We start from the raw sequence: 21,901 nt of genomic DNA on the forward strand, positions 1-21,901 counted from the left end.
CGGAGCCAGCCCGCGAGGCGGCGGTGCGCCGCGACCGGGCTCTCAGCGGGCGTGGACGGCGAGCGCCTCCGGGGCTGACGCGCGGACCTGCTCGACGAGGTGGGCCGAACGCGGGTCGTCGGGCCAGCGCGACAGCACGCCCTCGATGAGCTCGCCCGCGAGGAGGCCGAGCCAGGGCAGGCAGCGGCGACTCTCCGCGAGCGCGGCGCCGACCTCGTCGCTGGCCGCGTCCAGGTCGCCGGCGCGGGCGGCGACGACACCGAGCGACACCCGGGCACCCGCGACCCGCATCGGCTTGCGCCGCTCGGGCGCGACCGTCGGGACGTCCCAGCGCGCCAGCACCTCGGCGGCGTAGTGCTCGGTCAGCCGGTCGTCACCGAGCCAGCGGTGACAGTCCAGCCGGAACGAGTCGGTCCGGCTGTCGTCGACGACGAAGAGGTGGTCGGTCTCGCGCTGGAGGGGCAGCAGGTCCAGCGCCGCCTCGCAGCGGCCGAGGGCGGCCTCACTGCGCCGGCGTTCACCGAGCCGGGCCCAGGCCCGCGCCTCCTGCCCGGCCAGCTGGACGGCGGCCGAGGTGCCGGGGGCGACCTGCTGGCCGGCGGCCGCGAGCTCGATCGCGTCCCGCCAGCGTCGCGTGGTGAGCGCGAACCAGGCGCCGAGCTCGTACGCCCAGGCGACGATCTCGGTGTGGCCGGCCTCCCGGCCGAGCCAGGCGGCGGTGCGGCGGCTGCGCTCGGCCTCGTCGGCCAGGTTCAGGTCGTTCTCCACGCAGGCCGTCAGCAGCGACGTCCAGCCGCACACGACCATCAGCTCGCGGCGCTCTGCCTCGACGGACTCCTCGCCGCGCGCGTGGGCCTGGGCGAACAGCCGGTGGCCCCGGTCGCGCAGGACGGCGGGTTCGACGGTGGCGTAGTCGCGGCACAGCTGCGCGGCGGCCTCGTGCAGCTCGTCCGTGCTCTCGCCCGCCGCCCCGTCAAGGGTGGCCCGTCCCATTGCGCCAGCTCTCCAGCCCGCCGGCCGTCCGGCCGCGCGACTCGTCCGCCGCGATCATCGTCTCGCGGAGCGTAGTCACTCTGGTCGCCAGCGCACAGGGCGGGCGGTCCCAGTGGCGCAGGACCTTGTACCGGCGGCGCGCCGAGCGGCACGCCGCCGGCAACCCCCGCCCGGCAGCAAGGTCCCCCCGGTTAAAGACCTTGCATTAGAGAACTTAGTCCCTAAGGCCTGGGGCGACTCAAGCCCTCAACCGGGTGCCGTTAGCGGTGGCATTCTTCCCAACGTTCGGGCGCCCAAAGGTGGGAATACGACGAGGCAACAGGCCAGAAGCCATGGCAGCACGCGGAAACCGACCGAGAATGGGCCGGGCGCCGCCTATCGAGGCGCCGGCGGACCGGAAACCACGCGAGACCACGCCGCCTGGGACCGATGGCCCGGCTTCCCCGATGGCGAACCACCTCGCCGCGCGGATGGGCCCGCCGCGCCGCCTCGTCGGCCGTCTGGCGGGCACTCCAGGGCTTCCGGGTGGGTCAGTTCAGGCGCGGACAGAAGTGGCCGTCCGGGCCGTCGGGACGGCCGCACAGCACGCAGGACGGCCGGCCGGCCGCGACGATGCTGCGCGCCCGCTCGATGAACGCCCGGGTCTGCTGGATCGACAGCCCGACCCGCAGCGAGTCGAGGTCCTCCTCGCTGACCGGCGCTCCGAGCTGGCTCTGCGAGAGGCCGGCGGCCTCGACGAACACCCGCCGGCCGTCCCACGAGACCGTCAGCTGGCCGAGGTGGAAGTCCTCCTCGAACGGCGCCTGCAGCGGCGCGAGGTCGACCTCGACGTCGGCGGCGGCCGGAACGGGGACACCCTGCTGCTGGCCGACCTGGCCGAGCAGCGCGGACAGGCCCTCGGCCAGCGCGGTCACCTCGGCCTTCTCCAGGCCGATGGTCACGAGCTGGCCGGACTGAGCGGCCTGAAGATAGAAGGCGCGCTCGCCCGGCTGCCCGACGGTCCCGACCACGAACCGCTCCGGCGGGTCGAACACGAATCGTTGCATGCCTGCGTACACTCCGTCAGTTCCGGCCACGGGGTCGTTCCCCGAGACGCGTCACGGCCTCCAGAAGGTCGACCGACCTTCCTCGAACAGGGTCTGTTCGGCCGGTATTCCGGCCGGGTCCACGGTATCCAGGCGGATCGCGTGGCACGCCCTGCGACCTAACGCTTGTGCCGCCTCGGCGGGCCGGCCGGACGCTCGAAAGATCCTACGTCCAGTATCCCCGCCCAACGGGCGGACCGCCCGGGCCCGGTCACCGGGGCACCGGGCTCGGCGGGGCGTGGCACTCGTCGCGAGGTCGCGTTCACGCGGGAGGCGGGCCGACGCCGGCGGCCGGCGCGCCGGCCCGGGCGAGGAGGCGGCCGCGGCCTCGGGCGTCGGCCGGGGTGCCCGCCGCGGCCGGCGCCCGGTCCTCGACCGTCGGCGCCGAGCAGCAGTCCGTCGGGCAGACCTCCGGGAACGGCCCGAGACCCGCCCAGGAGCGGCGCGGCCGGTCCGGGTCGCCTCGCTCGGCGAGCAGCTCGGCGACCATCCGGACGAACCGGGGCTCGGCCCCGACCGTCCCGGCCCGCACGGCGCTGATCCCGGCCTTCTCGGCCCGGGCCAGGGCGTCCCGGTCGAGGTCCTGGATGACCTCCATGTGGTCGCTGACGAAACCGACCGGCACGATCACCACCGCCCGGGCGCCGGCGGCCGCCAGCTGCTCGATCCGGTCGCCGACGTCGGGCTCCAGCCAGGGGACGGTGGGCGGCCCGCTGCGGCTGCAGTAGGCGACGTCCCACGGGCGCTCCCGCCCGCCCGGCCCGGCGACGGCCGCGACGATGGCCCGGCTGACGGCGGCCAGCTGGGCCGGGTAGGCGCCGCCGTCGGGCCCGCTCTCCACGGCCTGCCTCCGGGGCACGGAGTGGGCGACGAACAGGAGATGCGCCTCGTCGCGGACCGCGGCGGGCAGCCGCTCGATCCCGGCCGCGACCCGCTCGACCATCGGCTCGACGAACCCCGGGTGGTCGAAGAACACCCGCAGCTTGACCAGCTCGGGTCCGGGGCCGTCGGCCGGCAGCGCGGCGAGGCCGGCGGCCAGGTTCTCCCGGTACTGCCGGCAGGCCGAGTACGTCGCGAACACCGACGGCACGAAGACCGCGGCCCGCCGGACCCCGTCCGCGCGCATCTCGGCCAGGGCCGCGCCGAGGTAGGGCTCCCAGTTCCGGTTGCCCCAGTAGACCGGCAGCGGCGCGAGCTCGGCGCGCAGCGCGGCCAGCAGCTCGCGGCTCTGGTCGTTGATCGGGCTGCGGCCGCCGAGGCGGTGGTAGTGCTCGGCGACCTGGGCGATCCGCGCCTCCGGCACCCCCCGGCCACGGGTGACGTTACGCAGGAAGGGCAGCACGTCGTCCGGCCCGTCCGGTCCGCCGAACGTCAGCAGCAGCAGCGCGTCGATGGCGCCGTTCCCTGACGGCGACGCGGGGCCCACGGCGTCGATGACCGACCGTGACCGGTACTAGTGGCCCATGCCGACGCCGCCGTCGACCGGGAGGACCGCGCCGGTGATGTAGGACGCGCGCTCGGACGCGAGGAACGCGACCGCGGCGGCGACCTCGTCCGGCTCGCCCATCCGCCGGCCCGGGACGCTGGCGATGATCAGTTCGCGCTGGGCGTCGGTGAGGGCGTCGATCATGGCCGTGCGGATCGGGCCCGGCGAGACGACGTTCGACGTGATCCCGCGTGGCGCGAGCTCGCGGGCCAGCGAGCGGGCGAAACCGATGAGACCGGCCTTGGACGCGGCGTAGTTCGACTGCCCGGCGTGCCCGGACATGCCGACGACCGAGGAGATGAACACCAGCCGGCCGTAGCGGCGCCGCAGCATGCCGCGCGCCCCGCGCTTGGCGACCCGGTAGGCGCCGAGCAGGTTCGTGTCGACCACGTCCCGGAACGAGTCCTCGGACATCGTCAGCAGCAGCGTGTCCTTCTCGATTCCCGCGTTGGACACCACGATGTCGACCGGACCGAGCTCGGCCTCGACCTCGGCGAACGCCTTGTCGACGGACTCGACGCTCGTCACGTCCATCCGGACACCGAACAGCCCGTCCGGCGCCTGCCCGCCGCGGCTCGCCACCGCGACCCGCTGGCCGTCCGCGGCCAGTGCCGCGGCGCAGGCGGCACCGATACCCCGGTTGCCCCCGGTCACAAGCGCCACTCGACCCTGACCCGCGTTTTCTGCCATACAGCGGATCGTAGCCGTCCCCGAGCCGTCCGGACCGAAAGCCCGGGCGCCACGATCCGTGGCCGCGCGCCACCCGGGCCCACCCGCCCGGGACATGCCGCCCAGGTCCGCACACCGGCCAGCACGTACGGTTTGCGCGGGCCTGTCGTGGTCGCGGCGGGTCACCCGAGCGGACCCGCGTACCCCGCTCGGCGCGCGACGGCCAAGATTGATGCGGGGCGGCCGCAACGCACCGCCCACCCCGCGCGTCCGGACTGGAGTGGCAGGCGTGGTGTTCAGGCCCGGGATCCGCCACGTCGAGTATCGCCCGCGGGAGTGGTCCTTCGAGCCGCCCGGGCGGGCCGGCCAGCCGGTGGACGAGACCGCGGCCGCCGGCCCGGGCGACGACGTGGCGGCCGGCGACGGGCGGGCCGCGCCGCGCCGCCCGCCGCCGCGGCCGGCCGAGGTCACCGACGAGGCCGCCGACGGCTGGCCCGTCGAGCCCGCGCGGCCGCCCGGGCACCCCGCGCCCTGGCCCGGGCAGGTCGAACCGGGCACCGGACCGGCACCCCAGCCCCCGCCGGCGCCACCCGAGCCCGCTCCGGCTCCGGCCGTGGTCGTGCCCGGCGCGATCGTTCCCGGTCCGCCGGGCGGGATCCTCGACCTCGGGGCGCTCGCCGAGGTCGAGGACCGGCTGCGCCGGCTCGCGACGGCCGGCGTCGACGCCGCCGCCCTCGCCGGCGACCTAGGCCGCGGGTCGGCCGACCGGCGCCACGCGCTGACGACGGCGGGGTCGTCCGTCGCGGCCGTGCTCTGGTTCGACTCGCTGCGCGCCGCGGACCGGGTCAGCGTGACGCCGCACGCGGCGCCGCTGCTGGCCGCCGTCCACGACGTACTGGAGGCGTCACGCCCGGCCGAGCCCGGGACGGCCGACGACGGTGACGGCGTCCGGACCGGCGGCGGGCCGGTGGCACGGCTGCCGGTGCCCGCCGGCCGGTCGGCGCGGGCGTTGCGGGCGACCGGCGCCGGCACCGCCGGACCGAGCGGGACCGTCTGGGGCGCGCTGGCCCGGCGGTTCGCCGGAGCCCGGTTCGACCACGCCCAGGACGGCCGGATCGTCTGCGTCCTCGAATACCCCGAACTGCGGGACGCGGCCGTCTGGGAGGCGGTCACCGACGAGCGGACGCCCTACCTCGGCGAGCTGTTCTGGGTGGTGCTGGTCTCGGGCGCCGCGGTCGGTGCCGAGGCGGCCGGGGCCGAGCGGTCCGGCCTCGGCGGTCCAGCCGGCCCGGACCGGGCCGCGCGGATGTTCGAGGCCGCCGGCTGGCAGGTGCTGACCCTTCGCCACGGCCGGCGGCTGGCCGCGCTGTTCGGGCGCCCCGGCGGGCAGGCGCTGCGCGGTCGCCTCAGCCGGATGGGCCAGGAGGAGTACCACGAGCTGCTGACCACCCATGGGCAGGCGCTGCGCCGCCGGCTCGCCGGGCCGGGCACCGCGGGCGTCGGCATCGCCGGTCTGGTGGACACGCTGACCGACGACGAGATCCACGCGGCGCTGCGCGATCTGGGCGGCCACGACCTGGCGCTGCTGATCGACGCGTTCGACGAGGTGGTCGACGACCGGCCGACCGCGCTGTTCGCCCATGTCCACGACCAGGCGACCCGCGACCCGGCGGCCCACGAGGTCCGCCAGGGCCCGGCCCCGGCCGTCGGGATCACCTCGATCCGCCCGATGGGCCAGGGCACGGCCGGCGGCGGCCCGGTGGTCACGCCGGTGGCCGGCGGATCGGCGCTCCAGCCGCTGGCCGGCGGGCGGCCGGGCCAGGGCGGGCGCGGCGCCCGGCTGGCCGCCCACGTCGCGTCCTACCTGGACCGGGCGGCCCGCGCGGCCCCGCTCCCGCCGCCCGTCCCGACGGACCTGGCAGCCGGTGGCGACGGTCGGGGCCTCGCGTCGACCCAGTCCGCGTTCGGGGACCTGCTGCGCGGCCTGGCCGGCGCCGCGCCGGAGGCCGTCGACGCGATCGTCACGGTCTCGACGAGGGACGCCGACGGCATCGTCGCCGGGTGGCTCGAGCCCGGGGCGGACGCGGGCGCCGCGCTGGCGTCGCCGGCCGGGCGGCGCCATGTCGCCGGGGCGCTCGCCCCGGGCGCGTTCGCTGGGGTCCTGGGGAACCTGGGCGTCGCGTGGAACCGCCAGGGCCTGCCGCTGCTGCCGATCGGCGTCACCGACGAGCTCGCCGCCGGCCGGGTCGTGCCGGCCTGGGCGGCCGGCTGCGCGACCGACGCGCGCTCGGTGCTCGCGGTCACCGACACCGGCCGGTACGCGATGACAGGCGGCGGCGCCGGCCAGCGGCTCACCGGCCCGGCGGTGCCCGCCGTGACCGGCGGCGCCGGCGTGCCCGGGGTGACCCGCTACGAGCCGGCCTTCGCGCAGGACCTGGCATGGTGCCTGCTGGCGGCGCTCGGCAAGCTGGGCCGCGCCGACGGCTCGTCCAGCCTGCTGCGGCTGTCGGCGCGGCCGGTCGACCAGCGGGCGGCGGCCGTGCCCGCCGCCGGGCCGCGCCGTGACGACCGGCGGGCGGACGTGCTGGCCGGCGGCTACCGGCTGCGGTCGGGTGGGCCCGCGCCGCTGCTGACGCTGGTCGGGATGGGCGCGGTCCTCCCGGAGGTGCTGGCCGCGGCGGACGAGCTCGCCGACCGGCTGGGCGGCGGGATCGGGGTGGCCGTCGTGACGTCGGCCGACCTGCTCTTCGACGCGCTGCGCGCCGGGGACGAGCGTTCCCACGACGACGGGCCGGGCACGGGAGCCGCGGACCGTTCCCAGGTGCTGGCGCGGCTGCTCCCGGCGGGCCTGCGCAGCCCGCTGGTGACCGTCGTCGACGGGGACGCCCGTCAGCTCGGCTTCCTGGCCGGCCTCCACGGCGACCGGCTCGCCGCCGTCGGCTCCGGGCCTCCCGGTGAGGGCTCCGGTGCTGACGGCTCCGGTGCTGGCGTTCCCGTCGGGACCGACACCATCGTCGCGGCGGCGCTGCGCCTGCTCGGGGGCGACGCCGACGCACCGACGGGTCTGGACCAGACCGACCGCTGACGGCCGGTACGGGTGGGGTCAGCCGCTGACGTTGGCCTCGCGCAGCGCCAGCGCCTCGCGGCCGGCGGCGGCGGCACCGGCCGCGTCGCCGCCGATCGCGCGCACCCGGGCCACCTGTTCGAGGGCCCAGACCAGGTCGCGCAGGATCTCGGGGCGGTCGCCCACGATCTGGCGGCGGCGGCGCTCGACGTCGAGGGCCTCCTCGAAGCCGTCGGCAGCGACCGGCAGATCACCGAGGGCCTCCTTCGCCCCGGCCACCTTGTCGAGCCCGACCGACAGGTCGCGCAGGACCGTCGGGTGCTCGCCGTACTCGGTCCGCAGCCAGCGCACCAGCTTCAGCGACTCGTCGTAGGACTCGAGGGCTCCGGCGACGTCGCCCTGGTCGTAGCGCATGTTGCCGACCAGGCTCAGCGAGTGGAACAGCGCACGCGGCACGGTCGGGTCGATGTCGGTGCCGCCGGCCGAGGCGGCGTTGAGCGCCCGGCGGGCCGTCGCGACGCCCTCGTTGTAGCGGACGAGCGCGCCAGGGCTGTCGCCCCGCAGCCGCAGCATGTCGCCGACGTCGAGCAGCCCGCGGGAGATGTCGCGCAGCAGCGGGGCGACCTCGCCGTACACGGTGAGCAGCCCGCGGCGCACCTCCAGGGCCTCCGAGTACGCGTCGAGCGCGGCCTTGGTGTCGCCCTGCTGCTGACGCAGGTCCCCGATCTTCTCGAGGGTGTTGGCGAGGCGCTGGCGGGCGGTCGGCGCGGAGGCGCCGTCGGCCAGCAGCCGGTGCGCGAGCGCCAGGCACTCGGTCTGGATGTCCAGCGCGCCGACGAGGTCGCCGAGCGCGGCGCGGGCGGCACCGGCGCGTTCCAGGCTGACCCCGAGCCGGCGCTCGGACTCGGGCGTGCGGTCGGCCGTGGCCAGGTGCCGGTTGATCCGCAGCGCTTCCTCGTAGTTCTCCTGGGCGAGCGGCGCCTGGTCGTGGTCGAGCAGGGCGTCGCCGTACTCGATGAGCGCGGCGGCGAGATGCCCGAGATCGGCGACTCCGCTGGTGGCCGAGGCGACGCGTTCCCTGCTCAGGGAGACCAGCGCCTCCAGGGCGGCCAGCAGCGTGTCCGGCTCACCGCGCTCTCTGGCCAGCTTCGCCAGCCGTTCGAGGTTCTGTGGGGTCAGCTGCTGTCCGGTGGCCGCGACCTGACCTGCGTGGTCGTCCATAACCGGAAGAGTAGTAGCCCCAGGAATCCATCACACGGCCGCTTGGGAGTCCGGTTTGAGTCAGTCACGAGGTTGACCACGCCTGGCGATCCTTGTGTCGCACCTCGTCACGAGCTACCGCCGCTCACAGGCCGCTCAGCCGAAGAAGTGGCCAGGCGGGTAAGCACGGTCGATCCGGGACCGCGGCATGCCGCCCAGCGCGTCGGTCAGTGTCCGCGCGGTGTTGACCAGCGGAACGTGGCTGAACGCCTGCGGGAAGTTGCCGGTCATCCGCCCGAGCCGGGGGTCGTACTCCTCGGCGAGCAGGCCGACGTCGTTGCGCAGTGCCAGCAGCCGCTCGAACAGCTCCTGGGCCTCGCGGACCCGGCCGGACAGCGCGTAGTTGTCCGCTAGCCAGAAGGTGCAGGCCAGGAACGCCCCCTCGCCGGCGGGCAGGCCGTCGACGGCGCCGTCCTCGGCCGTCGGGTAGCGGTTGACGAAGCCGTCCTCCAGCAGCTCCCGCTCGATCGCGCTGACCGTGCCGACGACGCGCGGGTCGGTGGCCGGCAGGAAGCCGACGAGCGGCATGTAGAGTAGCGCGGCGTCCAGCTCGGTGGAGCCGTAGTACTGGGTGAAGGTGCCCCGTTCGGGGTCGAAGCCGCGCTCGCAGACCTCGTGGTGGATCTCGTCCCGAAGCGCGGCCCAGCGCTCCACCGGCCCCGGCAGGCCGGACTCGATGATGCCCTTGACCGCGCGGTCGGCCGCCACCCAGGCCATCACCTTCGAGTGGGTGAAGTGGCGGCGCGGGCCGCGGACCTCCCAGATTCCCTCGTCGGGCTTGCGCCAGCCGGTCTCCAGGAACTCCATCAGCTTGGTCTGCAGGCCCCAGGCGTCGTCCCGGCCGTCGACCTCGGTGGCCATCCTGGCGACGTGCAGCGCGTCGAGGACCTCGCCGTAGACGTCGAGCTGGAACTGGTCGACGGCCGCGTTCCCGACCCGGACCGGGGCCGAGCCCTCGTAGCCGGGCAGCCAGGAGACCTCGTACTCGGGCAGCCGCCGCTCACCGGCCACCCCGTACATGATCTGGACGCGGGACGGGTCACCGCCGACCGCGCGCAGCAGCCACTCCCGCCAGGCCAGCGCCTCGCTGGTGAACCCCGCGTCGAGCAGGGCCAGCAGGGTGATCGTGGCGTCCCGCAGCCAGCAGTAGCGATAGTCCCAGTTGCGCACGCCGCCGATGTGCTCGGGCAGCGAGGTCGTGACGGCGGCCACGATCCCACCGGTCGGGGCGAACGTCAGCGCCTTCAGCGTGATCAGCGAGCGGCGCACGGCGGACTGGTACAGGCCGTCGTAGGTGCAGCCGGCCATCCAGTCGGTCCACCACGCCTCGGTCTCGGCGATCATCTGGCGGACGGCGGGCGGCGGCGGGGTCGGCTGGTGCGACGGGTACCAGCTCAGCGAGAACGGGACGGCCTGCCCGGCGGCGACCTCGAACTCGGCGAACGTCGCCAGGTCGTGGCTCTCCATCGGCGCGGTCGTGCGCAGGGTGACGGCGTCCGGGCCGGCGATCGCGGTCACCGTGTGCTCGTCGCGGCGGCGCACCCACGGCACGATCGAGCCGTAGTCGAACCGGAACCGCGCCTCGCTGCGCATCCGGACCGTGCCGGACAGGCCCTCGACCAGCCGCAGCACGGTGTGGGCGCCGGCCCTGGGCAGCATGGCGTCGGTGATGCGGACCGTGCCGGTGACGGTGGTCATGTCCGTCTCCAGCACCAGGGTGTCGCCCCGGTAGCGGCGGACCACCGACTCGACCGGGTCGACCGGGGCGATCCGCCACCGGCCGGCGTCCTCGTCGCCGAGCAGCGCGGAGAAGCAGGCCGGCGAGTCGAAACGTGGCAGGCACAGCCAGTCGATCGAGCCGTCCCGGGAGACCAGCGCCGCCGAATGCGTGTCGCCGATCAGGGCGTAGTCCTCGATGAGCGATGCCACGGCCACTCCTAGCGGGGATGATGCGGCGTCGCCGCTGGTGCCCGCCCGGCCGGCCGCCAGCCCTGATGGGCGTGGCCGACGCCAGCCGCGAGGGCAGGCGCAACACATTACGAGCCTGTTCGCCGGGCTACGTTGGGGGTACGGCCCGACCGGGTGGTCCCCCTGTGGGCTGGATCGGACCTCTTGACCTGACCGGCTAGCCCAATCGGACGGGGATTCCCCAGAGTGACCGCAAACCCGCCGCCATCGCAACCGGCGACCGCGACGACCGTGGCATCGGAGGCCGACGCCCCGGCCGAGCCGGCCGCCCCGCGCCCCGCCCGGGCGCGGCCGCCCCAGCCCTCCCTCTGGACCCAGGCCTGGCGGTACCTGCGCGACCCGCGCCGGCGGACCTACGTCGTGCTCGGGGCGATCGCGACGCTCGGCCTGGTCGGTTTCGGGATCTACGCGATCGTCGACGGCCCGCCCCCTACCGTCGAAGGAGTCGTCTACTTCACCGGGGACGCCACCAAGGCCCAGAAGGACGCCGTCCGCGAGGCCTGTCCGACCGTCGGCGGGGCGATCCAGGAACCGCCGGACCGCAATGACCTGGACGTCACCCGCGTCTATCCGCTGCGTTACAACCTGACCAAGGCCTCCAGCGCCGACCGGGCCAAACTGTTCCACTGCGTCTCGGGCCGCCCCGGCGTCATCGGCATCAACACCGAGACACAAGGCCAGTAACGGGCCGAGACAAGGGCCAAGAGCGGGCCAGGACACAAGGCCAAGAACGGGCCCGGACCCAGGGCCAGCAAAGAAAGGCGGCGTCGTGCAGATCGAGGAGACCGCGCTGCCCGGGATCGGGTTGCGGCATGAGTTCACGACCCGGGCTGGGCGTCGGGTGGGGGTGGTGTCGCATCACAAGGGCCGCCGCGAGTTGGTGATCTATGACGCGGAGGATCCGGACGCGGTCGCGGACGCGGTGGCGTTGACGGCGGAGGAGGGCGACGTGCTCTCGGAGCTGTTGGGGGCGCCGCACATCGTGGAGAAGCTGGCGAATCTGAACAAGGTGTTCGCGGGTCTGGTCGGGGAGCGGATTCGGATCTCGGCGGATTCTCCGTACGCGGGCCGGTTGTTGGGGGACACCCAGGCCCGGACGCGTACTGGTGCGTCGATCGTGGCGGTCGTGCGTGACCAGGAGGTTCTTGCCTCGCCTCGTCCGGATTTCCGGTTCGCCCCCGACGACGTCGTGGTGGTCGTCGGGACCCCGGAGAACACCGCCGCCGTCGCGGATCTCTTCCGCACGGGCTGACGGCCTGGCGGGGCCATCCGGGCTGACGGGACAGGAGGGGGTGACGGCGTGCATGAAACAGCATCGATCTTCATCGAGCTCGGCGGAGTGCTGTTCTGCCTTGGCATCGTCGGGCACGTCGCCGCTCGAATCGGGATCTCGCCGATCCCGTTCTACCTGCTCGCCGGCCTCGCGTTCGGCCACGGCGGCCTGCTCCCGCTCGGAGCCAGCGAGACCTTCATCGAGACCGGCGCCGAGATCGGCGTCGTCCTGCTCCTGCTCACCCTCGGCCTGGAATACACCGCCGACGAACTGATCCACGGCCTGCGCCGCCAAGCCCCCGCCGGCATCCTGGACCTCGTCCTGAACGCCGCCCCCGGCGTCGCCGCCGCCCTGCTCCTCGGCTGGGGCGGCCGCGCCGCCGTCGTCCTGGGCGGCGTCACCGCGATCTCCTCCTCCGGCATCATCGCCAAGGTCCTCGGCGACCTGGGCCGCCTCGGCAACCGTGAGACGCCGGTGGTGCTCTCGGTCCTCGTGCTGGAGGACCTGGCGATGGCGGTGTACCTGCCGATCCTCACCGCGCTGCTGGCGCACCAGACGGTCGCCCGCGGCTCGCTGACGCTCGCGGTCGCGCTCGGGGCGCTGGTGGGGGTGCTGTACCTGGCGCTGCGGCACAGCGCCAAGGTCACCCTCCTGGTGTTCAACCCCAAGTCCGACCGCAACGACGAGATCCTGCTCCTGCGGGCACTCGGGCTCGCCCTGCTCGTCGCCGGCGTCGCGCAGCGCCTGGAGGTGTCGGCGGCGGTCGGCGCGTTCCTGGTGGGCATCGCGCTGTCCGGGCCGGTCGCGCGGAACGCCAGCGAGGTGCTGACTCCCCTGCGGGATCTGTTCGCCGCTGTGTTCTTCGTCTTCTTCGGACTGCGGACGGACCCGGCGGCGGTCCCGCCCGCGCTGGCCGTGGCGTCGCTGCTCGCGATCGCCGGGATCGCGACGAAGGTCCTGACCGGCTGGTGGGCGGCCCGGCGGGCGGGGATCGCGACCCTCGGCCGGTTCCGGGCCGGGGCCGCGCTGGTCGCCCGCGGCGAGTTCTCGATCGTCATCGCCGGCCTCGCCGTCGCCGCCGGGGTGAACCCGAAACTGGGGCCGCTCGCCGCCAGCTACGTGCTGCTGATGGCCGTCCTCGGCCCGCTCGCCGCCCGGTTCGTCGAGCCCGTCACCCGCGCGGTGCTGCGCCGGCGCCGCCGCAAGCCACCGACCGCGAGCTCGGGCGGCCCACCGGTCCGGGTGGCCCCCTGAGCCCGGTGGCCGGCGGCGAGGCCGCCCGATGAGGCGACACGGCCGGCCCGCGCGGCGCCCGTTGTAGGTAGGCCACAAAGACACGGCGCGCGGATCTGGCACCCCGGCTATGCGGACCTGAGCAGCGCCTTTGGCAGGATGCCATTCATGAGCGGACTTCTCGAGGGCAAGCGGGTCCTCGTCACCGGCGTGCTGACCGACGCGTCGATCGCGTTCAACGTGGCCCGGATCGCGCAGGAGCAGGGCGCCACCGTCGTGCTCACCGGCTTCGGCCGCGGGCTGTCGATCACCAGGCGGATTGCGCGGCGGCTGCCGGTCGAGGCGCCCGTGCTGGAGCTCGACATCACCGTCGAGGAGCACGTCGCGGGCCTGGCGGGCCAGCTGCTGGAGCACGTCGACGGCCTCGACGCGGTGCTGCACGCGATCGCCTTCGCGCCCGAGTCGGTGCTCGGCGGCAAGCCGTTCGTCGAGGGCGCGTGGTCCGAGGTCGGCACCGCGGTCCAGGTGTCGGCCTGGTCGCTGGCCGCGCTGACCAGGGCCGCCCTGCCGCTGTTCGGCGAGAAGGCGAGCGTCGTCGGCCTGGACTTCGACGCCTCGGTCGCCTGGCCGAGCTACGACTGGATGGGCGTCGCCAAGGCCGGCCTCGCGTCGACCGCCCGCTACCTGGCCCGCGACCTCGGCCCGCGCGGCATCCGGGTCAACCTGGTCTCGGCCGGGCCGCTGCGCACGATGGCCGCGAAGTCGATCCCGGACTTCGAGAAGTTCGAGCAGGTCTGGGACGGCCGCGCCCCGCTCGGCTGGGACGTGGCGAACACCGAGCCGGCGGCCCAGGCCTGCGTCGCCCTGATGTCCGACTGGTTCCCCGCCACCACCGGCGAGATCCTGCACGTCGACGGCGGCTTCCACGCCATCGGCGCCTGACCGCGCGGCTGGCTTAGAAGCCGGTGGCCGCGTACGGCAGCGCGGCGGTGGCGAAGAGGGTGTCGGCGGTCGCCACCGCCGCCGGGTCGCGGGACTCCACGCGGCCGGCGCTGGCCAGCTGCCACCAGCGGGTGCCGCCCAGGTAGACGGCGCCCAGCTCGGCGATCCCGGTCCTCAGGTCGGCGGGGGCGCTGGTCGACACCCGGGCCGCGCCCGCCGCGCTGATCTCGTAGACGCCGGAGTTGGCCGGCAACAGCGGGTCGTCGACCTCGACGGTCACCCGGCCCGGTCCCGAGTAGGTCCGGGCCGCGAGCGCCACGGGCACGTCCAGCAGCCGCAGCCAGGTCTCGTCCTCGGCCGAGGTGAGGCGCACCGCCCGCGCGTCCGTCAGCGCGGCCGGCAGCGGGTCGTCGAGTGACATCTCCAGGAACTCGATCCGGTCGACGAAGTCGAGCCCGGTCAGATGGCGCAGCAGCCCGGCCCTGGCCGCCGGGGTGCCGGCGACGAAGTCCGTGACCTGCACGACCCTGTGGCCGTCGACGTGCCAGTCCGGCGTCCGGACCGGCTCGTACAGGGCGAAGCCGTCCTCGGCCCCCGGCTCGCCGTGCACGACGGCGAGCTGCGCGGTGGTCGCTTCCCTGGCCCACCGCAGGCGGCGGTTCCACCAGCCGCGCGACCGGCCGATCGCGCCGGGCTGGTGCGCGGCCTCCTCATGGATCCGGGCGAACAGGTCCCAGCCGTCCAGAGGGTCGACGAGCCGTACCGGGCCGCCGGCCGGCGCCGACGGGCGCCACCGCACCCGGGACCGGGTCACCTCGAGCCTGCCGACCTGGGTGGCGACGCCGTAGCCGAACCGCTCGTAGATCGTCGCCTCGCTGGCGCGCAGCGTCGCGACGACGTCGCCGCGGCCCGCGGCGTCCTCGAGCTGGGCGCGCATCAGCCCAGTGAGCAGCCCGCGGCGGGTGTGGGTCGCGAGCACCCCGACCCCGGTGACCGCGGCGTGCGGCACCCGCCGGCCGCCGGGCACGGTCAGCCAGCTCGCGAAGGAGTCGACGCACCCGACCAGCTCGCCGTCGGCGAAGGCGCCGAAGCGCCGGTCCAGCTCGGCGAACGCGTCGCCGCCCGCCCTCTCGGCGGACTCGGCCGTCGGCAGCGGTCCGAGGAAGAGCATCGCCGCGCGGAACACCCGCCGCGCCGCGTGCCGCTCCTCGGGAGCCAGGGTCCGGATCTCGACCGCCCCGGCCTCGCGCGAGCGGGCCAGGCCGCTCCTCGACTCGTGCGCAGGGCTCGCGGTCGGGGCTGGCTCATCCACGAAAGCGCTCCTTCGGGTTCGTTGACGGCGCGAGCCATCGTCGCCGGTCCCGGTTCGGACGTCACCGGAGTTTCCGGTCACGGGGCCCCGGACGGCCGGACACGTGCCGGCGTGACCGGCGTCGGCCGGGTGTTTCGGCAGGTACGTCGCCGGGGCACCCGCAGAGGACCGGGACGCCACGGCCGATACTGGACGACGGCACGAGCGGCCGGGCAGCTGGTGAGGCCTGCTCGCGGGGGCACATCGAGGCGGGAGGCGGCATCCGGTGGCAGCACGTATCGCGGTGGTCGGCGGGGGGATCCTGGGGCTGGCGGTGGCCAGGCGTCTCGGGCAGGTCGACCCCTCGGCCACGGTCACCGTGTTCGAGAAGGAACACGACATCGCGCGCCACCAGACCGGCCGCAACAGCGGCGTCGTGCACGCGGGCCTCTACTACACGCCGGGCTCGCTGAAGGCGACGCTGTGCCGCCGCGGCGTCGGCCTGCTGCGCGAGTACGTCGACGACCGGAAGATCCGGTTCGAGGAGTGCGGCAAGGTCGTCGTCGCCGTCGATGACACCGAGCTGGACCGGCTCAAGGAGATCGCCCGCAAGGCCGAGGCGAACGGTGTCCCCGGCTGCCGCTGGGTGGACGCGGCCGAGCTGCGCGCGATCGAGCCACACGCCAGGGGCGTCGCGGCGCTGCACTCCCCCACCACCGCGATCGTCGACTACCCGGCGGTGTGCCGGGCGCTGCGCGACGACGTCCTCGACGCGGGTGGCACCGTGCGCACCGGCGCCGAGATCGTCGGGATCGAGGAGAGGACGGACGGGGTCTGGCTGCGGCTGCGTACCCGCGGCACCGCGGCGGCGCCCCCGAACGGCCACCACCCGGACGGCGCGAGCGCAGCGGCGAAGGCCGAGGTCCGCGAGGTGACCGAGCAGGCCGGCCCGTTCGACCTGCTGGTGTCCTGCGCCGGGCTGCAGTCCGACCAGGTCGCCCAGCTCACCGGCGAGGACCCGTCGCCGCGGATCATCCCGTTCCGCGGCGACTACTGGCTGCTGCGGCCGGAGCGGCGTGACCTGGTCAAGGGCCTGATCTACCCGGTGCCCGACCCGAGGTACCCGTTCCTGGGCATCCACCTCACCAAGCGGGTCGACGGCGAGATCCTCGTCGGCCCGAACGCGGTGCTCGCCACCGCCCGGGAGGGCTACACCGTCGGCACCGTGAAGGCGGCCGACCTGCGCCAGACGGTCGCCTGGCCGGGCATGCGCAAGCTCGCGCTGGCGCACTGGAAGACCGGCGCCAAGGAGATGCTGCGCACGGCCAGCAAGCGGGCTTTCGTCGCCGAGGCCCGCCGCTACGTCCCCGAACTGACCGCCGCCGACGTGGTGCGCGGCCCGGCCGGGGTGCGCGCGCAGGCCGTCGCCCGGGACGGGAGCCTCGTCGACGACTTCGTGCTCGCGCACAGCGGGCGCATCCTGCACGTGCGCAACGCGCCCTCCCCTGGCGCCACCGCGTCGCTCGCGATCGCCGAGTACATCGTGGCGAAGCTCGTCCCGCAGGCGCAGGCCGACCCGGCCACCTGAGCGCCGCGCGGCGCGGCCCGGCTGACCAGGCGGCCCACGCCGGCCTTCCGGCCGCCTGAAACGGCCGCTAGCGCGGCGCGTCGACCGCGTCGCTGATCGCGGCGAGAAGCGGCAGCACGGCCGCGCAGGTCGGGGTCGGGACGCCGCGCTCGGCGCCGATGCGGACGACGGCGCCGAGCAGCGCGTCGTGCTCCAGGCGACGGCCGGCCAGCCGGTCGTAGAGCATCGACGTGCCGGCGCCGGGCGGCTGGCCGCGCAGCCGGCGCACCGTGAACTCCGGCAGCCCGTCCGGCACCTCGGCCCCGTCGGCCCGGGCGACCGCGACGACCTCCGCCATGATCGCGAGGGCGAGCTGGGCGATGTCGTCGCGGCGCAGCACCTCCAGGCGGCGGCCGGTCAGCGCGGTCAGGGTGTTCGCGGCGCTGTTGACGCACAGCTTCGTCCAGGCGGCGGTGGCGAAGTCCTCGGTCAGCCGGACCTCCCCCGCGGTGAGCACCCGCTCGGCCAGCCGCTGCGCCAGCAGCACGTCGGGGACCTGCAGGACCCCGCCGGCCCGGTGCCGGATCAGGCCCGGCCCCTCGGCCTCCGCGTTGATGTAGACGACGGCCGGCAGCACCTGCTCGGCGGGCGCGAACGCCGCGACCCGCTCCGCGTGCCGGACCCCGTTCTGCAGCACGACGACGGCCGTGCCGGGCCCGACCGCGGCGGTCAGCCACGGCGCGACCAGCGGGACCTGGTGGGCCTTGGTCGCCAGCAGCACCCAGTCGAAGCCGTAGCCGGGCAGCCGGGCCGGGTCGATGACCACCTCGGCCGGCACCTCGGTCTCGACGTCCCCGCCGTCCGGGCCGGTCGAGACGATCCGCAGCCGGTCGAACGGCCGCCGGGCGCACAGCCACACCTCGGCACCCGCGGCCGCCGCCCTGGCCGCGAAGTAGCCGCCGACGGCGCCGACGCCGATCACGGCGACCCTGGCCGGCGGGGAGCCGGCGCGAGGCCGGTCGGGACGCACCAGGCGCCCGGTCACGAAGTCCATCTCCGGGCCCGGCGGGGCGGCCGTCGCCGACCTGGGCAGTGCCGGCCGGCCGGCAGGCCCGGGCTCCGGCCCCAACGGGAACGGCTCCGGACGGGCCGGCGACACCGAGCCGGACGTCCCGGCGGCCAGGGCGGATTCGGCCATGCCCACGAGAGTGCCCGAACCGGCCCCGCTCGGGCCACCGGGACGGCGGCCGGCCAGCGGTGTTCTGGCCCACTGCGCCCTGGCACGTCCCGATCGGCTACTCCTGGGTGGCCAGCACGACCTTGCCGAAGACCGAACGGTCGCGCAGCCGCCGGATGGCGTCCTCGAAGCGGCCCAGCGGGACGACCTCGTCGACCGGGATCCGCAGCGTCCCGGCGGCCAGTCCGGCGGCGACCGCCTGGATCGCCGTCGCGCGCCGCTCCCGCGTGACGACCAGGCCGGCGTAGCCCAGCAGGCTCAGGCCCTTGCGGTAGAACGTCCGGCCCGGCAGCGGGACGTTCTCGCCGGCGGACACGCCGAGGATGACGATCCGCCCGGAGACGGCGGCGAGTTCGACGGCCGCCGGGGTGAACGCGCCGCCCAGCGGGTCGATGACCAGCGTCGGCTGGAACTCGTCCAGCTCGGCGACCAGCCGCGCCGCGTCCGCGACGACGACCCGGTCGGCGCCGAGCGCGGCGACCGCGTCCGCCTTGGCCGGCGAGCCGACCTGGCCGACGACGGAGGCCCCCGCGAGCTTCGCGAGCTGCACCGCGAGGACCCCGACACCGCCGCCAGCGCCGAGCACCAGCACCTGGTCACCGGTCCGCAGCCCGCCGAGCACGTGCAGCGCGTCGTACGCGGTGACGGCGGCGACCCCGATCGCGCCCGCCTCAGCCGGGTCGACCCCGGCGGGCAGCTCGACGACGGCCCCGCGCGGGGCGACGACCGCGCCGGCCCAGGTGCCGTCCCGGACGAGCCCGGTACCGGCGCCGGTGACGACCACCCGGGTGTCCGTGCCGGCGAGCACGCCCGTCCCCTCGACGCCGAGCGTGCGCGGCAGCCGGGCCAGGTCGCCGACCATCCCGGTGGCCGCGTAGGTGTCGATCGGGTTGACGCCCGCGTAGTCGAGGTCGACGAGCAGCTCGCCGTCGCCCGGGGCTGGCAGCTCGACCTTCTCCACCAGCCGCGGCGGCTCCCCGGCCACCGCCAGCCGCACCGCCCTGGTCACCGCTGCGTCGCTCATCCTCGGGCTCGCCTTCCGCTCCATGCCACCCGGCGCCTGCCGCCGGAGAACCGCGCGCCGGCATGATCCCATTCCCCTCGGCGGCGTCGGTGAGGCACGCTGGCGGCATGGCCGACACAGGGAACCGACAGCCGACCGCTGGCCGCGCCGAGAGCCCCGTCGACCCTGCCGGGGAGGGGCCCGCCGGGGAAGGGCCGGCGGCGCCCGGCCAGCGGCGCCCCACGGCGGCGGCCGAGCCGGCGCTGCCGGGCGACGAGCTGGGCCAGGCGTGGCTGGCCGCGCGCGCGGGCCTCACCGTCACCCATCTGGACACGGCCGCGGCGGGCGTGCCGAGCGGCGCCGTCCGCGCGGCCCAGGCGGCGTACCTGGCCACCGAGGCGTCGGTCGGCTCCTACGTGGCGCAGTATGAGGTCGCCGCCGGCCCGCTGACCGCCGCCCGCGAGACGCTCGCCGGGCTGCTCGACCCGGCGCTGCGGGCGGCCGACGTCGCCTTCCACCACAACGCGACGTCGGGGCTCGCCGCGCTGCTGGCCGCCTGGCCGCTGCCGCCTGGCGGGCGGGTCGGGATCGTGCCCAGCGACTTCCGCTCGAACTGGCTCGCCCTACTGGACCGGGCCGCCCGCGACGGGCTGGAGCTGGTCGACCTGCCGACCCAGCCCGACGGCCGCCTCGACGTCGACCGGCTCGCCCGCGGCGACGGCCCGGCCGCGCTGGACGGCCTCGACCTGGTGATGTTCCCCGAGGTGCCCAGCCAGCGGGGAATCGTCCAGCCGACGGCGGCGGTGGCGGCCCTGTGCCGGGCCGCCGGGGTGCCGCTGCTGCTCGACGTCGCCCAGTCGCTCGGCCAGGTGGACGTGACCGCCGCCGGGGCGACCGGCGGGGTCACCGCCTACGCCGGCACCTCCCGCAAGTGGCTGTGCGGGCCGCGCGGCGTCGGCTTCGTCGCCGTACGGCCGGATTTCGCCGAACGCCTCGGCGTCGCGGCCGCCTCCGGCTACGCGGCGGGCTGGGAGCCCGCTCCGGCCGCGCCCGGGGGCAGCCGGCTCGTGCCCGCCCCCGGCATGGGTCGATTCGACGTGGGCGAGGCCCCGGTCGCCGGCTGGCTGGGCTTCGCCGCCGCGCTGGCCGAGCACGCGGACGCCGGTCCCGGCGCGGTCCGGGCCCGGATCCACGCGCTGGCCGGCGCCGCGCGTCGCCGCCTCGACGGGCTGGCCGGCTGGCGGCTCGGCGAGGACGTCGGCTCCCCCTGCGGCATCGTCGCCCTGCTGCCGCCGGCCGGCGTGGACCCGGCGACGGTCAAGGACCGGCTGGCCCGGGAGGAACGCATCCTGACCACCGCCATCGGACCGGCCCGGGCCCGCGACGCCGTCCCCGTCCTGAGGGTCAGCCCGCCCGTCCACGCCACCCTGGCCGACCTCGACCGCCTGGCCGAGGCCGTGGAGCGGCTCAGCCACTAGCGCCCAGCGGCTACGCCTCGGCCTCGTCCACCGGCCCTGGCTCCTCGGCGGCAGCCTCCGTCGACGCTGCCTCGATTGCCACTGCTTCGATCGGCACCGCGCCCGTCGACACGGCCTCTGTCGGGGCGGTGATCGCCGGGGCGGGCGCGGGATCGGCGGCCCTTGTCCGCGCCGCCACTCGGGTGGCACGGCGGGCCACAAGTGCCTTGAGCCCGCGGTTCGGCAGATCAAGCCAGAACGGCGCGAATTCCGGTGGGAAAACGGCGAGGTATTCCGTCGTGGTGCCCGTGGTGATGGAACTTGAGGTCGAGTACGAAAAGCTGCCGCCGCCGCTGGAGGAGGTCTGGCTGTAGCTCGTCCGGTAGTGAAATCGAAGAAGGCTGCCCAACCCGGATCGCAGATGCTCGGGGGAATGGTCCTCGGTCCAGCTGTCCTCGTGCCAGTAGCTCCCGTCGCCCCAGCCCTGGGTGCGGCGGGACCACCTGTGCTCGTGAATCTGGAGGATTCCGCTGCCGACACCGAAGATGACCGCCCACAGCGACCAGCACACCGCCATCGCGATCACCAGCACCACGATGTTCCAGGCGCGTGCCGCGTGCAGGGCCCGCACCGGAACCCAGAAGGCACCGACCGCCACCCCGTAGACGAGGAACCTCGCGCACACGGCCGCGGCGACGAACACGGCGGCCCGGCGCACCAACCGAGCAAGTGCCTGGCCACGGGGAACCGGGCGCGCGTCGTTCCCGAACCGCAGACCGGCCCAGCCCAGCAGCCGAGCGCACAACACGGCCACGGCCGCGCCGGCCAGCACCAGGTCGAGGCGAAACTCGTCCGGCCTGACCAGGGTGTAGAAGGCGATCGCGGCGCAGAGGAACAGCCGCGCGGCATCGAACGCGACGACCTGGACCGCCCGGCTCACCCGCTCGCGCCGGGCGGGCTCGGCGCGCTGCCAGCGCCACCGCCGCACGGTCCCGGGCCACAGGAAACTCACCGCCAGGGCGCCCCCGATCGCCGGCCCGAGCCACGGCGGAGTGTGCCGGTAGAACTGGCAGTAAAGCAGCATCACAAGCAGTGCTGACGCGCCGACCGGCAGGACCCACGAGCGCAGGGATACGACACTGCCGATCAGTCGAACCGGCATGAGAACCAACGCGCGCCATGGGCTCGGGCGGCGGTAGCGCACGTCCGGCCGCCACGGATCGCGTAATCGCGCCATCACAGCTCAAAGCCAATCACCTTGGCTGAGGTGGACCGGCCGCCTTCTGGCCATTCGGGACCTTTCGCCCGGCTGTCGGCGCCGGGGCCGTCCTCGACCGCGCGCGCCTGCCGCCGCGGAACGCCACCCTGATCGC

General features: G+C 75.4%; 17 protein-coding genes. 7 read left to right on the forward strand and 10 right to left on the reverse strand.

Annotation, left to right across the window (positions count from 1 at the left end; genetic code table 11):
- Window positions 1-42: 42 nt before the first annotated feature.
- The 4 genes from FRAEUI1C_RS23860 to fabG all read right to left on the reverse strand — a co-directional run bounded on the left by FRAEUI1C_RS23860 (window position 43) and on the right by fabG (window position 4,254).
- The gene (locus FRAEUI1C_RS23860; protein ID WP_013425917.1) at window positions 43-993 is read right to left on the reverse strand and encodes a hypothetical protein; all 951 of its coding nucleotides are present in this window, start codon (window positions 991-993) and stop codon (window positions 43-45) included.
- 530 nt (window positions 994-1,523) lie between these two features.
- Window positions 1,524-2,039, reverse strand: a complete 516-nt coding sequence (locus FRAEUI1C_RS23865) for a DUF3090 family protein (protein WP_013425918.1) — start codon at window positions 2,037-2,039, stop codon at window positions 1,524-1,526.
- A 301-nt stretch (window positions 2,040-2,340) separates the two neighbouring features.
- Window positions 2,341-3,504: a ferrochelatase gene (locus FRAEUI1C_RS23870; RefSeq protein ID WP_013425919.1), complete on the reverse strand. Its 1,164-nt coding sequence runs from the start codon at window positions 3,502-3,504 to the stop codon at window positions 2,341-2,343.
- 27 nt (window positions 3,505-3,531) lie between these two features.
- The gene (gene fabG, locus FRAEUI1C_RS23875; protein ID WP_041259625.1) at window positions 3,532-4,254 is read right to left on the reverse strand and encodes a 3-oxoacyl-ACP reductase FabG; all 723 of its coding nucleotides are present in this window, start codon (window positions 4,252-4,254) and stop codon (window positions 3,532-3,534) included.
- A 268-nt stretch (window positions 4,255-4,522) separates the two neighbouring features.
- Here fabG and FRAEUI1C_RS23880 point away from each other — a divergent pair, with 268 nt between their 5' ends.
- Window positions 4,523-7,318: a hypothetical protein gene (locus FRAEUI1C_RS23880; protein WP_013425921.1), complete on the forward strand. Its 2,796-nt coding sequence runs from the start codon at window positions 4,523-4,525 to the stop codon at window positions 7,316-7,318.
- A gap of 18 nt (window positions 7,319-7,336) precedes the next feature.
- Here the strand turns inward: FRAEUI1C_RS23880 and FRAEUI1C_RS23885 are convergent, their stop codons facing one another.
- A complete protein-coding gene (locus tag FRAEUI1C_RS23885) occupies window positions 7,337-8,518 on the reverse strand; it encodes a tetratricopeptide repeat protein (protein WP_013425922.1) in 1,182 nt (393 codons plus the stop codon).
- 135 nt (window positions 8,519-8,653) lie between these two features.
- The gene (locus FRAEUI1C_RS23890; protein ID WP_013425923.1) at window positions 8,654-10,486 is read right to left on the reverse strand and encodes a glycoside hydrolase family 15 protein; all 1,833 of its coding nucleotides are present in this window, start codon (window positions 10,484-10,486) and stop codon (window positions 8,654-8,656) included.
- A gap of 270 nt (window positions 10,487-10,756) precedes the next feature.
- Between FRAEUI1C_RS23890 and FRAEUI1C_RS23895 the strand changes: the two genes are divergently transcribed.
- From FRAEUI1C_RS23895 to fabI, 4 genes are all read left to right on the forward strand, one after another.
- Window positions 10,757-11,209 (forward strand): hypothetical protein, encoded by a 453-nt coding sequence (locus FRAEUI1C_RS23895; RefSeq protein ID WP_232425107.1) that lies wholly within the window; start codon window positions 10,757-10,759, stop codon window positions 11,207-11,209.
- Between the two features lie 85 nt (window positions 11,210-11,294).
- Entirely contained in the window at window positions 11,295-11,777 is a 483-nt protein-coding gene (locus tag FRAEUI1C_RS23900; RefSeq protein ID WP_013425925.1) for a cation:proton antiporter regulatory subunit, read from the forward strand.
- 48 nt (window positions 11,778-11,825) lie between these two features.
- Window positions 11,826-13,052 carry a cation:proton antiporter gene (locus tag FRAEUI1C_RS23905; RefSeq protein ID WP_013425926.1) on the forward strand — a complete coding sequence of 409 codons (1,227 nt, stop codon included), beginning with the start codon at window positions 11,826-11,828 and terminating at the stop codon, window positions 13,050-13,052.
- A gap of 147 nt (window positions 13,053-13,199) precedes the next feature.
- Complete coding sequence (gene fabI, locus FRAEUI1C_RS23910) at window positions 13,200-13,973, forward strand: enoyl-ACP reductase FabI (protein ID WP_013425927.1); 774 nt, start codon at window positions 13,200-13,202, stop codon at window positions 13,971-13,973.
- A 13-nt stretch (window positions 13,974-13,986) separates the two neighbouring features.
- Here fabI and FRAEUI1C_RS23915 read toward each other — a convergent pair whose 3' ends face one another.
- Window positions 13,987-15,285: a GNAT family N-acetyltransferase gene (locus FRAEUI1C_RS23915; RefSeq protein ID WP_013425928.1), complete on the reverse strand. Its 1,299-nt coding sequence runs from the start codon at window positions 15,283-15,285 to the stop codon at window positions 13,987-13,989.
- A gap of 265 nt (window positions 15,286-15,550) precedes the next feature.
- On the opposite strand from FRAEUI1C_RS23915, the gene FRAEUI1C_RS23920 reads away from it, so the two are divergent.
- The gene (locus FRAEUI1C_RS23920) at window positions 15,551-16,852 is read left to right on the forward strand and encodes an L-2-hydroxyglutarate oxidase (protein WP_013425929.1); all 1,302 of its coding nucleotides are present in this window, start codon (window positions 15,551-15,553) and stop codon (window positions 16,850-16,852) included.
- Between the two features lie 67 nt (window positions 16,853-16,919).
- Here FRAEUI1C_RS23920 and FRAEUI1C_RS23925 read toward each other — a convergent pair whose 3' ends face one another.
- Window positions 16,920-18,029, reverse strand: coding sequence for a 2-dehydropantoate 2-reductase (locus FRAEUI1C_RS23925; protein WP_013425930.1), 1,110 nt, complete (start codon window positions 18,027-18,029; stop codon window positions 16,920-16,922).
- A gap of 97 nt (window positions 18,030-18,126) precedes the next feature.
- The gene (locus tag FRAEUI1C_RS23930) at window positions 18,127-19,092 is read right to left on the reverse strand and encodes a quinone oxidoreductase family protein (RefSeq protein ID WP_013425931.1); all 966 of its coding nucleotides are present in this window, start codon (window positions 19,090-19,092) and stop codon (window positions 18,127-18,129) included.
- A 107-nt stretch (window positions 19,093-19,199) separates the two neighbouring features.
- Here FRAEUI1C_RS23930 and FRAEUI1C_RS23935 point away from each other — a divergent pair, with 107 nt between their 5' ends.
- Entirely contained in the window at window positions 19,200-20,549 is a 1,350-nt protein-coding gene (locus FRAEUI1C_RS23935) for an aminotransferase class V-fold PLP-dependent enzyme (RefSeq protein ID WP_013425932.1), read from the forward strand.
- A 10-nt stretch (window positions 20,550-20,559) separates the two neighbouring features.
- Here FRAEUI1C_RS23935 and FRAEUI1C_RS23940 read toward each other — a convergent pair whose 3' ends face one another.
- Window positions 20,560-21,690: a hypothetical protein gene (locus FRAEUI1C_RS23940; protein WP_041259626.1), complete on the reverse strand. Its 1,131-nt coding sequence runs from the start codon at window positions 21,688-21,690 to the stop codon at window positions 20,560-20,562.
- Window positions 21,691-21,901: the final 211 nt, after the last annotated feature.

This window comes from Pseudofrankia inefficax (assembly GCF_000166135.1).
GTDB lineage: Bacteria > Actinomycetota > Actinomycetes > Frankiales > Frankiaceae > Pseudofrankia > Pseudofrankia inefficax.

Coding starts and splice junctions, on each gene's coding strand:
- FRAEUI1C_RS23940 (WP_041259626.1), bottom strand. CDS start 21,690: ATGCCGGTTCGACTGATCGGCAGTGTCGTATCCCTGCGCTCGTGGGTC.
- FRAEUI1C_RS23925 (WP_013425930.1), bottom strand. CDS start 18,029: ATGGCCGAATCCGCCCTGGCCGCCGGGACGTCCGGCTCGGTGTCGCCG.
- fabG (WP_041259625.1), bottom strand. CDS start 4,254: ATGGCAGAAAACGCGGGTCAGGGTCGAGTGGCGCTTGTGACCGGGGGC.
- FRAEUI1C_RS23885 (WP_013425922.1), bottom strand. CDS start 8,518: ATGGACGACCACGCAGGTCAGGTCGCGGCCACCGGACAGCAGCTGACC.
- FRAEUI1C_RS23860 (WP_013425917.1), bottom strand. CDS start 993: ATGGGACGGGCCACCCTTGACGGGGCGGCGGGCGAGAGCACGGACGAG.
- FRAEUI1C_RS23930 (WP_013425931.1), bottom strand. CDS start 19,092: ATGAGCGACGCAGCGGTGACCAGGGCGGTGCGGCTGGCGGTGGCCGGG.
- fabI (WP_013425927.1), top strand. CDS start 13,200: ATGAGCGGACTTCTCGAGGGCAAGCGGGTCCTCGTCACCGGCGTGCTG.
- FRAEUI1C_RS23935 (WP_013425932.1), top strand. CDS start 19,200: ATGGCCGACACAGGGAACCGACAGCCGACCGCTGGCCGCGCCGAGAGC.
- FRAEUI1C_RS23865 (WP_013425918.1), bottom strand. CDS start 2,039: ATGCAACGATTCGTGTTCGACCCGCCGGAGCGGTTCGTGGTCGGGACC.